The organism is Micromonospora sp. C51, from assembly GCF_018070435.1.
Taxonomy (GTDB): domain Bacteria; phylum Actinomycetota; class Actinomycetes; order Mycobacteriales; family Micromonosporaceae; genus Micromonospora; species Micromonospora sediminimaris.
Map to the genome: position 1 here is coordinate 393,218 of NZ_JAGPXQ010000001.1, position 13,623 is coordinate 406,840.

At 71.2% G+C, this 13,623-nt stretch carries 7 protein-coding genes; 5 read left to right on the plus strand and 2 right to left on the minus strand.

Going from position 1 to position 13,623, the window contains the following annotated elements:
- The first annotated feature begins 201 nt into the window (after window positions 1-201).
- Window positions 202-2,463: a hypothetical protein gene (locus KBX50_RS01880; RefSeq protein ID WP_210934023.1), complete on the plus strand. Its 2,262-nt coding sequence runs from the start codon at window positions 202-204 to the stop codon at window positions 2,461-2,463.
- A 46-nt stretch (window positions 2,464-2,509) separates the two neighbouring features.
- On the opposite strand, the gene KBX50_RS01885 is transcribed toward KBX50_RS01880, so the two are convergent.
- On the minus strand, window positions 2,510-5,344 hold the full coding sequence (locus KBX50_RS01885; protein WP_210934024.1) for a BTAD domain-containing putative transcriptional regulator: 2,835 nt from the start codon (window positions 5,342-5,344) through the stop codon (window positions 2,510-2,512).
- A 230-nt stretch (window positions 5,345-5,574) separates the two neighbouring features.
- Window positions 5,575-6,756: a helix-turn-helix domain-containing protein gene (locus tag KBX50_RS01890; RefSeq protein WP_307870803.1), complete on the minus strand. Its 1,182-nt coding sequence runs from the start codon at window positions 6,754-6,756 to the stop codon at window positions 5,575-5,577.
- Window positions 6,757-6,913: 157 nt separating this feature from the next.
- Between KBX50_RS01890 and KBX50_RS01895 the strand changes: the two genes are divergently transcribed.
- The 4 genes from KBX50_RS01895 to KBX50_RS01910 all read left to right on the plus strand — a co-directional run bounded on the left by KBX50_RS01895 (window position 6,914) and on the right by KBX50_RS01910 (window position 13,596).
- Window positions 6,914-9,208, plus strand: coding sequence for an aminotransferase class III-fold pyridoxal phosphate-dependent enzyme (locus tag KBX50_RS01895; RefSeq protein ID WP_210934394.1), 2,295 nt, complete (start codon window positions 6,914-6,916; stop codon window positions 9,206-9,208).
- 3 nt (window positions 9,209-9,211) lie between these two features.
- Complete coding sequence (locus KBX50_RS01900) at window positions 9,212-10,804, plus strand: FGGY-family carbohydrate kinase (RefSeq protein WP_210934025.1); 1,593 nt, start codon at window positions 9,212-9,214, stop codon at window positions 10,802-10,804.
- Window positions 10,805-10,852: 48 nt separating this feature from the next.
- On the plus strand, window positions 10,853-11,566 hold the full coding sequence (locus KBX50_RS01905) for an MIP/aquaporin family protein (RefSeq protein ID WP_210934026.1): 714 nt from the start codon (window positions 10,853-10,855) through the stop codon (window positions 11,564-11,566).
- Window positions 11,567-11,889: 323 nt separating this feature from the next.
- On the plus strand, window positions 11,890-13,596 hold the full coding sequence (locus KBX50_RS01910; RefSeq protein ID WP_247673012.1) for a hypothetical protein: 1,707 nt from the start codon (window positions 11,890-11,892) through the stop codon (window positions 13,594-13,596).
- Window positions 13,597-13,623 lie beyond the last annotated feature (27 nt).

Here is a 13,623-nt window from a genome sequence, read left to right on the forward strand (position 1 = left end):
TTCCGGATGCTATCCGGCGGCGCAGCGCCGTCAGTGCTGGTGGCAGGGCTACGACGACCAGAAATGGGTACGGTCGCGCCGCCTCACCGCGCAGCGCAGGCGTGGACCCCTTCGGTTGGGGTAGGCCGGGCTGCCGTGGGATGACGCCGCGCCTGGTACCGGCCCGCTCGCGGCGAAGCTGCGAGGTGTCCCGGAGGGTCGATGTCGACTGGATCAGCGGCAACCGGTGGGTTGGCACCGCCCGAGGACGTGGTGGAGCTGCGGGTGCACGGGGTCTCCGCCCCTGCCGCCGAGCAGGTGGCGCAAACGCCCGTGCAGGTGGCAGGGGATCGCAACGCCGGCTTCTACCGGGCTCGCCCGAGCTGCGCCGGTTCCGACCGCACTGACACCGTGGAGGCGTACCGATGGAGTGATCTGCCCTCCGGCACCATGATCCGGACGCTGTCAATGGTGTTCCTGCTGCCGTTCATGCTGCTCAACGTCGCGGTATGGATGCGCCCGGGAAACCCGGGCACCGACGCGGCGGTACGAGCTCTGTGCCGGGTGCTCGGTCTCACCCTGACCGCGCTGTACGTCCTCACCGCCGTCGGAGTCGCCTTGGACCTGACCGCGTGGCAGTGCATGTCCTCCCCGGCCTGTCTGTCCGGCCGCAGCTGGCTGTCCTGGCTCGGTGGTCGCCCCACCGGCCTGCGGCTGACGGCCCTCACCGCGGTGCCGGCCGCCGCCATCGCGCTGATCTGGTGGGCCAGCACCCGCCCCGGACGAACGTTCAACGCGTTCCGCCCGCCGGAGAGCACCCGGTCCGGACACCCGCTGAGCACGGTCGGCCAATGGGACGCCGAGCCGCTGATGGGGCGACTACGCTCGATCCACATCGCCGCGGCGTTCGCCACGCTCGATGCCAGCCTGCTCGCCGCCCGGACCGCACACGCCCAGGGCCCCGCGCCCGCCACCATCGTGCTCACGGTCGCCACCGGGGCGGTGCTGGCCACCTGCGTCGTCCTGGTCTGCGCTCCCCCGCTGATCGAGCGGGATCCCACGAACCCTCGGCTCGACGGGATCGCCCGGGCACTGCGGACAGCAGCCGTCGGGCTCACCATCGTGGTCGTCGTCGACGTCCTCGCCGCCCCCGCCGACTGGCGCGAGGAAGGTGGCCTGCCCGGCTACGCGCCAACCCTCACCTGGCTGTTCGGCGCGCACGCCGTACTGCTGGCCGCCCTGGTCTCGGTCACGCTGCGGCCCCGGGGCCAGCGGTCGGGCCACCGACGCCCACGCTACTTCGGCGCTCCGGCGGCAGCCGCCGCCGGAGCCGGCATCGCGGTGGCGTTCTCGGCCGAACTCGTCCACCGGGTGGCCGATCTCCTGGACCGGGACGCGTCGGCCGGACAGGTGGCCATTCGGCCGCCACCCGCCTTCACCTGGGCTATCTACGGCTTCTTCCGGGCGGTGCTGATCACGCTGGTCGTGGCGGGCCTGGTGGTCCTGCTGACCCGGCGCGGCCGTACCCGCGCGGCGACCGCGATCCTCGCGCGCGACTTCCCGAACCCGCCACCGGAGGCCGCTGCCCGACTACGGCAGGTACGGCAGGCGATCGCACGGGCCCGGTCCACCGAATGGCTGCCACCGCTGGTCGTGGTCTACGCCGGTCTCGCCGGGCTCGGCGCGGCAACCACCGTGATCGACCTGCTCGGAGAGTATCCCGGCGACGTCATCCAGCGGTACGCGCAGGTGCCCGCAGGGCTGATCGAATTCGGCATCGGATTCGGTAGCCAGCTGATCTCGGCGACCGTGCTCGGCCTGGTCATCGGTGGAATCTTCGCCTACCGGACGCCAGGATTCCGCCGCCATGTGGGCGTGCTCTGGGACCTGGCCACCTTCTGGCCACGCGCCGCCCATCCCTTCGCCCCGCCCTGCTACGCCGAGCGGGCCGTGCCGGAGCTGGCCCGGCGCATCACCTACCTGATCAGCAGGGGCCACCTGGTGGTGATCACCGGATACAGCCAGGGGTCGGTGCTGGTCGCCGCCACCATCCTGCAGTTGGCTCCACGGGTCAGCGATCGGGTCGCCCTGCTCACCCACGGCTCGCCGCTGCGCCGACTCTATGCTCGGTTCTTCCCCGCCTACTTCGACGACGACATGTTGCACGAGGTGGGTGACCGGGTCGGCTGGCGATGGGTGAACCTGTGGCGGGACACCGACCCGATCGGTAGCTGGACCTTCTCCGACCACCGGCCCGACACGCCACCGACCAGCACCGGACCCTCCGCGACGGTGGATCGCCGCCTGCCGGATCCGGCGGGCCTGGTCGCCCCGCCCGGCGACAGCGTTCCGCCACCGATCAAGGGCCATGCGCCCAGCGAGTCCGACGAGCCTTTCGTGGCGGCGACGCGGGAACTGGTCGTGCGGTTGCGGGCCGGTCAGCCCACCGGTCCCGGCGATGATTCCCCGCCTAGGCCGTCGTAGGCGAACGGGTCAGCCCGGGGGCGCGATCAGGCACGAGGAGCCGCGGTCAGCCGCTGACTCCGCAGGGGCCGGCGGTCGTCTCCGTCAGTCGCTCGATGCGTCGTAGGGCCTCGTCCATCGCCGGGTCGTCGACGTCGTCGTAGATCCGCGCCGCCTGGCGCCAGGCGACGATGGCCCCGGCCTGGTCACCCATCGTCTCCCGCGAATCGCCGAGCCGGACCAGAGTCTCGGCCTCGTGGTAGCGGTCGGCGGTGTCGCGGAACAGCTGGATCGCCTGCTGGTAGCAGTCGACCGCCCGGGCGTGGTCACCGAGCCTGTCGTACGCGAAACCGATGCTGTCCAGCGTCGCCGCCTGACCGTTGCGGTCGTTGCTGCGGCGCTGCTCGGCCAGGGCGGCAGTGCAGCTCTCGATGGCCTGGTTGTACTCGCCGGTGGTGGCCAGCAGCCAACCGATCGCGTTCAGCGTACGGGCAGCTCCGGAACGGTTGCCGACCATCCGGTACAGCCGCAACGCCTCCCGGGCGTGCGTCAGCGCCTCGTCGAGCCGACCGACCAGGAAACAGAGTTCGCAGTAGTTGTGCAGGGTCTGCGCCTGACCGGTCGGGTCGTTCAGGTTCCGGTAGAGGTCGAGCGCGCGGCGGAGCCGATGCTCGGCGTCCTCGTGTTCGCCGAGACGGGTGAACGCCCGCGACAGCAGGCGGTTGGCGGTCGCCTGACCGGCGAGGTCGTCGATCTTCTCGGCGGCGGTCAGCGCGACCTGCTGGATGGCGAGTTGGTCCTGCCAGAGACCGCGGGGCGCGACGAACGTGTTCAACGTCCAGGCGAGCTGCCAGGCGTACGCCTCGAACCCGCTGTCGGCGGCCTGCCGGACCATGCGGAGCAGCACCCGGTGCTCCGCGGTGAACCAGGCCAGGGCGGCGTCGTGGTCGGTGGCCGGTCGCCGGATCACCCCCGGTAGTGGCGGTACCGGTTCGATCGGCGCCCACTGTGGTTGCAGCAGCACGGCCGCCGGGTATGCGCCGTGCAGGTAGTGGTCGTAGAGCCGTTGCCGGCCGGCTCGCCGCTCCCCGGCGTGCTCGGACGAGTCGGCCAGCTCGGCGGCGTAGACCCGCAGCAGGTCGTGGAAGGTGTACCGGCCGGGCGTGTGCTCGGTCAGCAGGTGCAGTCGGGTCAGCTCGCGCAGCGCCGGTACGACGGCCGCCGTGGGCACCCCGGCCAGGGCGGCTGCGGCGTCGGCGCTCAGGTCCGGACCGGGATGCAGGCCGAGCAGCCGGAACAGCCGCGCTGCGGGCGGACTCAACGCCAGGTAGGAGCGGGAGAAGACCCGCCGCACGTCGCCGTCGGCGAGCATGTCGAGCCGGGCCTCGCTGGAGTGCAGTTCGGCGGCGATGGCATCGAGCGGAAAGGTCGGGTGGGTGGCGACGCGCGCCGCCACCATGGACAACGCCAGCGGCAACCGTCCGGTGGCGGCGATGATGTCGGTGACCGCCTCCGGATCGGTCGCGAGCCGGGTGGCGCCGAGCCGGCCGGCGAGCAGACTCATCGACTCGTCGTCGGTGAGCACGTCCAGCCGCAACGGTTCGGCGCCCTCGGCGGCGACCAGGTCGGCCAGCCGGTCCCGGCTGGTTACCACGACCAGACAGCCGCCGGCTCCCGGCAGCAGGGGTCGCACCTGACTGGCGTCGCGGGCGTTGTCGAGCACCACGAGCATCCGCCGGGAGGCCAGCAGACTGCGGTAGAGGCCGGTGCGGGCCTCGGTGCTGGTCGGAATCCGGGAGGGCGGCACGCCGAGCGCCTCGAGGAAACCCTGGAGCGCGTCGTCCGGGAACGCGACCTCGGCCTCGTCGTAGCCGTGCAGATTCACGTAGAGCTGACCGTCCGGAAAGCGGTCGGACACCCGGTGGGACCAGTGCAACGCCAGGGCGGTCTTCCCGACGCCGGCCATCCCGGACACCGCTGAGATGACGACCGTCGCCGGTCCCTCGCGGTCCAGGAGCGCGTTCAGGCGGGCGAGTTCGGTGGCTCGGCCCACGAACTGCGGCACCGCGAGCGGCAGCTGCTCAGGCCGCCGACCGCCGGGATCCGAAGTCGCCGGGGAGGTCGCGTCGGGCGCCGGCTCACCGCTGCCGGTGAACCCGTTCGCCACCAGGCTCGGGCGGTGATGCAGGATGTCGTCGTAGAGCCTGCTCAGCTGTGGTGCAGGGTCGAGGCCGGTCTCCTCCGCAAGGATCTGCCGGGCCTGCTGGAACGCGTCGAGTGCGCCCGCCACGTCGCCGATGCGGTAGAGGCCCAGCATCAACTGGCTCCAGGCCCGCTGGCGCAGCGGATGCTCGTCGAGCAGGGCTCGCAGCCGGCCGACCACCGCGGCCGACGCGCCTTGCGCCAGCATCGCCTCCGCGTAGTCCTCCTCGGCGAGCAACCGCCGCTCCTGCAGTTGGGCGGCCCATCGGGTCAGCAGCGGATGCGATGGCAGGTCTGCCAGGGGTGCCCCGCGCCAGAGCGTGACCGCCTCGGCGAGTTCCGTCTCCGCTCGGACGGCGTCACCAGCGGTCAGTGCGTCCCGGCCACGCGCCGCGGCGGCGTCGAACCGATCCAGGTCACGCTCGCCCGGCCGGACAGCGAGCAGGTAGCCGCCGGCCGCCGTCGGTATCCGCTCCTCACCGAGCAGTTGGCGCAGCCCGCGCACGTACGTCCGCAGGTTCGCCGCGGCCGAGGGTGGCGGGTCGTCGGCCCAGAGCATCGGGACTAGTTCGTCGGCGCCCACAGTCTCGTTGGGGCGCAGCAGCAGGGCGGCCAGCAGCAGCCGTTGCTTCACCGAGCCGAGCGGGATGAGCCGATCGCCGCGATGCACCGCCAGCGGGCCGAGCAGGTCGAAACGCACAGGGTCCGTCCATCGGGTACGCCGGGCAAGAGCCGGTCACCCGCCCCCGACTGCCGCACTTGAGCGCGCCGACACGGGCATCGGTGACGTGGTATCTCCTTTGTGGCAAAAGGCTATACGCCGGCCATCGTAGAGGTCTCGGCAGTACCGAACCACCGGCGGCACGCGGGTGCCGAGGGCCGCCGCACCGGCCGGGGTCTACTCGGTCCCTTCCAACACCGGCACTCGCCCTAACCGCCGCCGGGGCGGCTGGTGAGCTGGCTGGTCAGCACCACCAGCAGCTCAAATCGGACGGCCGGGTCGTCCAGGTCGTCGCCGTACAGTTCCCGCAGCCGCTTGAGGCGGTAGCTGACCGTCTGCGGATGCACGAACAGCTCGGTGGAGACCTCGGCGCGCGAGCCCCAGTGGCGGAGCCAGGCGTACAGCGTCGCCAGCAGGTTGTCCCGCTGTGCCGGGCGCAGCTGCGCCAGCGGCGCGAGGCGGCGGGCGGTGAGCACCGCCAACGCCCGCTGCTCGCCACGCAACGTCAGCGTGACCAGGTGATCGTCGACGAAGACCGGACCGGAGGCCGGTCCGACCAGCCCGGCGGCCAGCTCGGCGAGCCGGACGGCCGCCGGCACCTGCGGCCAGCCCAGTTCCGGGCCGACCACCGCCGGCCGGCCGGCGAACGCCTCGGCCAGGGCGGCGCGGGCCGCCCGGGTACCCGCCCGCAGCAGCAGCACGGCGTCGCGACCACGCTCGATGACCAGGCCGTCCGGGCCGTACCGGAACCGTGCGTCGCGGGCCTGGTCCAGCGGCAGCAGTACGGGCACGACCGTGTCCAGCTCGGCCCAGCCGATCCGGGCCGCCGCTGACTCGACGGCGCTGGGCAGGCCGTCGCCGCGCAGCAGCAGCTCGGCGAGGTGCCGACGACGGTCACCCTCCCCGGCCTGCTCGCGAAGCTGGAGCGCGTACCCGTCGGTGCTCGCGGCGGCCAATTCGGCCACGTAGGCGCTGACCGCGTCGGAGAGGTCGATCAGTTCCTCCGGGTCGACCGGGCGTAGCCGGGCCAGTGACTGCGACGCCGTCCGCAGCAACAGCCGTGCCGCTGTCCGCAGCGCGGTCAACAGCGCCTCCGGCCCCCGGTCCTCGCGGGCCTCGGCCGCGCCCAACCCGACGAAGACCTCCCGGAACCGGGGCGGTAGCGCCGGTTCCCCGGTGCCGATCAGGTCGAGGAAGCGGTCGAGGGCCACCTGCACGGCGGTGCGTACGTCCCGGGCGAACTTGTCGTCGGCGATGCCGGCGAAGGCCGGTGTCGCCTCGGTGACGGCGACCGCGACGGCGGCCACGGTGGCCGGCAGGTGCGGGCGCATCGCGGCAGCCAGATCGGCGGGCAGGTGTCGCCAGGGAGTCGCGGAGACAGGCGCGATCACCCGGCGATTTTGTCACGGCAGGATAAGAATGTTGGCGGTTCTCGCTGCCGACGGGACGGTGTTTCGATCGGCCCGGCCACGCGACGATGAACCGACCGGCGGCCGGGCCGAGCAGAGCGACCGACCGGCGGCCGCCGAACCGACGGAGGAGAACGCCGTGCAGCACCGCCTGTCCCGCCAGCACGTCGTCGACATGTGTCGCACCATGCTCGCCCGGGGCTACCTCAAGGCCACCGAGGGCAACGTCTCGGTCCGGGTGCCCGGCCACCGGCGGTACGCGGTCACCCCGAGCAACTATGACTACGACCGGATGCGGGTCGAGGACATCTGCATCGTCGACTTCGACGGCAAGCACGTGCCCGACGACTCCGATGCCGACCTGAAGCCGTCCATCGAGTGCGGGATGCACGCCAACGTCTACCGGGAGCGGCCGGACGTCAACGCGATCGTGCACACCCACCAGCCGTACGCCTCGGCGCTGGCCTTCCTGCGCAAACCGATCCCGGCGCTCACCGACGAGCAGGTGCGCTTCCTCGGCCGCGAGGTGGCGATCATCGACTACGCCCCGTCAGGCACCGGCTTCCTGGCCCGCAACGTGCAGAAGAAGGTGGCCAGCGGCGACAACGCCTTCATCATCGCCAACCACGGGGTGGTCGCCGTCGGCACCGACCCCGACCGGGCGGTGTTCAACATGGCGCTGCTGGAGAAGGTGTCCATCGCCTACCTGCTGGCGCTGACCAGCGAGGCGGGAAAGATCCACACCATCCCGACAGCGATCCGGGAGATCGCCTTCACCAAGCTGCGGGCCGACGAGAAGCGGATCGCCGCGCAGCTCACCGAGGCGGTCGAGCCGCTGCGCGTACCGGCCGACGAGGTCATGCCCAGCGCCGACGCGGCAGCCGCCGAGGTCGCCGACGGCCGGACCGCAGGCATGCCGCCAGGCACGGCGGACGGCACCGGGACCGGCGACGAGGCGAGCGGCGTCCCGGGCGCCGAGTCGACCCGGCTCGGGTACGCGATCAGCGAGTACCCGGACGTCGACGACGTGATGCGTCGGCTGAAGGCGCTCACCGCCCAGCCGGTGCGCGGGCTGCGCCACGACGCGATGCTCGACGTGCTGAACTACTTCGACACCAAGTGCCGCGCCAGCAAGGAGATCACCGACCGGGCGCGGCGGCGCATCCCCGGCGGGGTGCAGCACAACCTGGCGTTCAACTACCCGTTCCCGCTCGCCGTCGACAAGGCCGACGGCGCGTATCTGGTGGACCGGGACGGCAACACGTACATCGACTTCCTCCAGGCCGGCGGACCGACGATCCTGGGCAGCAACTACGGCCCGGTGAACGAGCGGGTCGCCGAGGTGGTCCGGGACTCCGGCCCGGTGACCGGGCTGTTCCACGAGTACGAACTGAAGCTCGCCGAGATCATCCATCGGTTCATGCCGCACGTGGAGATGTACCGGTCGCTGGGCTCGGGCACCGAAGCGGTGATGGCGGCCGTCCGGGGTGCCCGCGCCTTCACCGGCAAGAAGATGGTGATCAAGGTCGGTGGCGCCTATCACGGCTGGTCGGACACCATGGTCTACGGGCTGCGGGTGCCCGGCACCTACCGGATGAACGCCAAGGGCATTCCCTTCGGGGCCACGGCCCGCACCCGGGAGGCATTCCCGCACGACCTGGGTCAGCTCAAGCGCAAGCTGATCGAGAACCGGCTGCGCGGCGGCACCGCGGCGGTGGTGGTCGAGCCGGTCGGCCCGGAATCCGGCACCCGGCCGGCGCCGCGCGACTTCAATGCCCGGGTCCGCGAGTTGTGCGACGAGTTCGGCGCGCTGCTGATCTTCGACGAGGTGGTCACCGGTTTCCGGCTCGGGCTGGGCGGCGCGGCCGGCTACTTCGGTGTCACGCCCGACCTGACCGTGCTGGGCAAGGCGGTCGCCGGCGGATACCCGATGGCCGGCGGAGTCGGCGGACGCGCCGACGTGATGGCGGTCTTCGGTTCCGGGCTGGACGGCAAGAGCGGCGCGCACATCCAGGTCGGCGGCACGCTGTCGGCGAACCCGCTGTCCTGCGCGGCCGGTTACTTCGCCATCGAGGAGATGGCCCGCACCAACGCGCCGGTGATCGCCGGCCGGGCCGGTGACCGGCTGACCCGCGGCCTGCAACGGCTGATCGACTCCTACGGACTGCCGTACGTGGCGTACAACCAGGGGTCCATCGTGCACCTGGAGTGCAGCGGCGTGATGCTGTTGGACATGCGCAACCCGGTGAAACTGCTCAAGGAGAACAAGACCCGCAAGCGGCTGATGGAGCAGATGGGGGCCGCCTACACCGCACACGGCATCGTCACCCTGGCCGGCTCGCGGATGTACACGTCGATGGCCGACACCGACGAGGTCATCGACGACGCGCTCGCCCGGTTCGACCGGGTCTTCGCGCTCGTCGAGGGGGTCTGATCCGTGGCCGCCAGCCCGCCGCAGGTCTTCGCGATCGACCTGGGCACCTCCGGGGTGAAGGCCGCGCTGGTCGCCGCCGACGGCACGGTCACCGGCTGGGCCGAGCGACCGGTCCCGCTGCGGGTGCTGCCCGGTGGCGGCGCCGAACAGGATCCGCTCGCCTGGTGGACGGCGCTCGGGCAGGTCGCCGCCGACCTGGGACGCGACCATCCCGAGCAGCTGCGGGCGGTCGCCACGGTGTGCGCCTCCACCCAGGGCGAGGGGACCATCGCGGTGGACGCGGCCGGTGCACCGCTGACCGCGTGCATCAGCTGGCTCGACATGCGTGGCGCACCACACCTGCGGCGGCAGTTCGGCGGCTTTCCCGCGTACCAGGGGATGTCGGTACGCCGGATCGCCCGCTGGCTGCGGCTCACCGGCGGCATGCCCTCACCGACCGGCAAGGACCCCGCGGCCCACATGCTGTTCGTCCGCGACACCCTGCCGCAGGTGTACGCGCGGACGGCGACGTTCCTCAACGTGCTCGACTGGATCAACCTGAAGCTCACCGGGCGCACGGTGGCGACCGTCGACTCGATCCTGACCTCGTGGTTGACCGACAACCGGCGTCCCGGCGACATCCGCTACTCCCCTGCCCTGGTCGCCGACAGCGGCATCGACGCGGACAAACTGCCACCGATCGTCGCCTGCACCGAGGTGATCGGCACGTTGACACCGGCCGCTGCCGCGCACCTGGGCCTGCCCGCGGCGGTACGGGTGGTCGCCGGTGCGATCGACAACACCGCCGCGGCGATCGGCGCCGGCACCACCGACGACAACAAGCCGCACCTGTACGTCGGCACCTCCTCCTGGATCGCGGCCCACGTGCCCCGGAAGAAGACCGACGTCTCCGCCGGCATCGCCTCGGTGCCCTGCGCGGTCGGCGACCGCTACCTGATGACCGCCCTCCAGGCCACCGCCGGCGCCAACCTGACCTGGCTGCGGGACAAGATCGTCGAGTACGACGACCCACTGCTCAGCGCCGGTCACCTCAGCCGCGACGAGGGCACCCTCTTCGACGCCTTCGACACGATCATCCCGACGGTGCCGCCGGGCGCGAACGGGGTGCTCTACACCCCCTGGCTGTACGGCGAACGCGCCCCGGTGGACGACGCGAGCCTGCGTGCCGGGTTCTTCAACATCTCCCTCGACACCAACCGCTCGGACCTGCTGCGGGCCGTTTTCGAGGGGGTCGCGTTCAACACCCGCTGGCTGCTCGGCGCGGTCAACCGGTTCCTGGGCGCACCGGTAACCTCGATGGCCATCACCGGTGGCGGGGCGCTGTCGGACTCGTGGTGTCAGATCTTCGCCGATGTGCTCAGCGTCGAGATCCGCCGCGACGCCCAGCCGCTCGCGGTCAACGCCAGGGGTGCCGGCTGGATCGGCGCGGTCGGCACCGGGCAGCTCACCTTCGCCGACATCCCGGGCCTGATGCGTACCGACCGGGTCTTCACACCGGACCCGGCGCACCGGTCCGGCTACGACGAGGTCTTCGACGTGTACCGGCAGCTGCACCAGCGACTCGCCCCGGTCTACCGCCGCCTCAACCGCAGCTGACCTGCCGAAACAGCCACCAACAAGGTCCGGTTTGGCGAGACTGAGGCCATGGTCGACGTCAGACGTTACGTGGCTGAGTTCATCGGCACCTTCCTCCTGGTCTTCTTCGGCGTGGGCAGCGCCGTCGCGGCCCGGATCGACGGCGGCGTGGTGGTGGTCTCGCTGGCGTTCGGGTTCGTCCTGCTCGCGCTGGTCTACACGATCGGCCAGCTCTCCGGCAGTCACGTGAACCCGGCGGTGACCCTCGGTGTACTGCTCTCGGGCAAGATCACCGCACTCGGGGCGATGGTTTACTGGATCGCCCAGTTCGCCGGTGCCGCCCTGGCATCCCTCCTGCTCTGGGTGCTGGTGCGCTGGGGAGGGGTGACCGACCAGACCGGTGTGCTGGGTGCCAACGGCTACGGCACCAACATCAACGCCGGTGGCGCGATGCTGCTGGAGACCGTACTGACCTTCCTGTTCGTCCTCGTCGTACTCGTGGTGAGCAAGCGCAGCACGGATCTGTCGGGCTTCGCCGGCCTGGCGATCGGGCTTGCTCTCGGCGTGGCGAACCTGGTCGGCGTCGCGCTGACCGGCGCGGCGGTGAATCCGGCGCGGGCGTTCGGGCCGGCGATCTTCGAAGGTGGCCTCGCACTCCGTCAACTCTGGGTGTTCATCGTCTTTCCCCTGCTCGGCGGAGTCCTGGCCGCACTGGTCGCGCCGCTCGTCGAACACGGCTCCGGCGTCACCCGGATCGGCACGCCCCGGCCGTCCGGGCGCTGAGCCGGGCCGTCCTGATGTGGAGCGCAGCCGCCATTGATGTTTGGCGACCCGCGGTTTCTATGCGATCGACAGGTGATTAGCTTTTTGCCCGTATCCCACTAATCGGGATTGGCGGCGACCACGCCCACCTGGAAGTTTCGGTAGTCATCGATGATGGCTTTTATCCTCTGATCGATGCGACGCTATGACGTCGGCGCCGGCCATCGACAGGAGGATACGTGCAGGCAATACGTCGAAGGCTACTCGGAGCGCCCACCGGTGACCCTGAGCAAGCCGACCCGGAACAGGCAGCGGATGTCCAGCCCCGTAAGGGACGGGGAAGGCTGGCGAGGGCCGCCCGGGGGACGTCGCGCCTGCTGCTGCATGAATGGACGTTGGCGGCAATCGCTGGTGTGGTGGTGGCTGTTGTCCTCACCTGGCCGACGCTGAAGCAGCCGTGGACGACCATCCCGGGCGACATCGGCGATCCCCCATTGCAGGCGTGGCAGGTCGCCTGGGCCGGGCATGCGCTGGTCACCGACCCGCTCAACCTCTGGCACTCGAATACGTTCTTCCCGGACCTGTACACGTACGCCTACACCGACATTGTGCTCGGCTACGCACCGGCCGGTCTGCTCGGCCACGGCGTGGCGGCGGCCATCTTCCGCTACAACCTCCTCTACGTCCTGGCTCACGCACTCGCCTTCGTCGGGGCGTACGCCCTGGTGCGCCAACTCGGCGCCATCCGGACGGCGGCCGCCGTCGCCGGCGTCGCCTGGGCTTTCGCGCCGTGGCGGCTCGCCCACAGCGGCCACCTGAACATCCTCTCCATCGGCGGCGTCGCACTGTGCCTGGCGATGCTGGCTCGCGGCCACGGCTGGTCCCTGCGGGACGGTCACCGACCGGCGCTGCACCGTCCCGGCTGGATCGTGGCCGGCTGGCTGGTCGCCGCCTGGCAGCTGACCCTGGGCCTGGCGATCGGCCTGCCCCTTGCGTACTTCCTGGCCGGCACCATGCTGGTGGTCCTCGTGGCGGTTGGCTGGGCCCGCTGGCGGACCGGCACCTGGCTGCTGGGTCGCCGGGTGGTGCTCGCCAACCTTCTCGGCGGCGTCGTCTTCGGAGCGGTGTTGATCTGGTTGGGGACCACCTTCCTGCGGGTGGTGGAGCTGAACCCGGAGGCGCACCGGGACCTGTCCTGGACGGAGATGTTCTCCCCGCCCCTGCTGGGATACTTCGTCGCGCCCGCGGACTCGTGGCTGTGGGGTGACCACTTCGCGGCCGCCCGCGCCCAGCTGTCCTGGCCGCCGGAGATGGCACTGCTGCCGGGCGTCACGTTGATCGTGCTGGCCGTGGCCGGGCTGAGCTACTCGACGTTCCGGGTCCGCCACCGCGTCCTGCTCGCGCTCGGCGTGCTGGTCAGCGGCGCGCTCGGGCTGGGCAGCAATCTCGTCGGTCAGGGCGACCCGGGATACCTGACCCTGTCCCGACTGCTGCCCGGATGGGACGCGCTACGGACTCCGGGGCGGCTGATGGTGTGGACGAGCCTGCTGCTCGCCATTCTCGCAGCAGGAGCGATAAGCGAGTTCGGACGGAATCGCCCCAAGCTCGGGTGGCCGAAGTCGGTGAGCGCGGTCGTGCTTTTGCTGCCCCTGCTGCTGGTCCTGGTCGAGGGCGTCAACCGGACACCGCACCCCGCCGTGCCAACCGCCCCGCCGGCGTTTCAGGCGGCGGCCGACCCGATGCTGGTCCTGCCCAGCAACGGCGTGGCCGAATCCGACATCATGCTCTGGTCCACCGATGGATTTCCCCGCGTCGCCAACGGTTCGGTCACCTTCCTGCCGGCCAGTCAACAACAGATCCGCGCGGTGACCACGACCTTCCCCGATCCGGGCAGCATCGCCTTCCTCCGGCAGGTCGGCATCCGGTCGGTGGTCGTCCTGCCGGATCGGTTGGCCGGCACGCCCTGGGACGGCCTGCCCGCCCGACCGGTGGATGGCCTCGGCATCACCCGGGAGGAGATAGCCGGCGCGTGGGTGTACCGCCTCGACTGAGGCGGACCGGAGCCGACGGTACGGGCG